Raw genomic sequence first — 1,034 nt, forward strand, 5'->3', positions numbered from 1 at the left:
GTGGAAGCGATGGCCATGAATCCGGCGTTCTGGCGCGGCAAGCGTGTTTTCCTGACCGGGCACACCGGTTTCAAGGGCAGCTGGCTGAGCCTGTGGTTGCAGCAACTGGGCGCCGACGTCACCGGCTACGCGCTCGAAGCACCAAGCCAGCCCAGCCTGTTCGACACCGCCGGCGTCGCCGCCGGCATGAGCTCCATCATCGGCGACGTGCGCGACGGCGCCGCGCTGCGCGAGGCGATGATGAAGGCCCGGCCCGAGATCGTCATCCACATGGCGGCGCAGGCGCTGGTGCGCTATTCGTACGCCCACCCGGTCGAGACCTACGCCACCAACGTCATGGGCCTGGTGAACTTCTTCGAGGCGGTGCGCAACACGCCCGGCGTCAAGGCCGTGGTCAACGTCACCAGCGACAAGTGCTACGAAAACAAGGAATGGGCCTGGGGCTACCGCGAGAACGAAGCCTTCGGCGGCTACGACCCGTACAGCAACAGCAAGGCCTGCGCCGAGCTGGTCACGGCCGGCTACCGCTCGTCGTTCTTCCACCCTGAAAAATACGCCGAGCACGGCGTCGCGCTGGCCTCCGGCCGCGCCGGCAACGTCATCGGCGGCGGCGACTGGGCCGAGGACCGTTTGATCCCCGACATGGTGCGCGCCATCGCCGCCGGCAAGCCGGTGCGCATCCGCAGCCCGCACGCGATCCGCCCGTGGCAGCACGTGCTGGAGCCGCTGTCGGGCTACCTGACTTTGGCCGAACACCTGTACCTGCAAGGCGCGGATTTCGCCGAAGGCTTCAACTTCGGCCCGCACGACATCGACGCCCGCCCGGTCGAATGGATCATCGCGCGCCTGTGCGAAAGCTGGGGCTCGGGCGCCAGCTGGGAGCTGGACGGCGCGCCGCAACCGCACGAGGCGCACTACCTCAAGCTGGACTGCTCGAAAGCCCGCAGCCGCCTGCAATGGCAGCCGCGCTGGCACCTGGGCCACACCATCGACATGATCGTCGCCTGGCACCAGGCGCACGCCGCCGGCGCCGA

At 68.5% G+C, this 1,034-nt stretch carries 1 protein-coding gene; it reads left to right on the top strand.

From position 1 onward, the window contains the following. Positions 1 to 15 precede the first annotated feature (15 nt). Positions 16 to 1,034: CDP-glucose 4,6-dehydratase (rfbG, locus tag AC1RMD_RS31200; protein ID WP_492932753.1), on the top strand; the 1,019-nt coding region annotated here is incomplete at its 3' end.

The organism is Duganella sp. GW822-FHT06D06 (assembly GCF_058799615.1).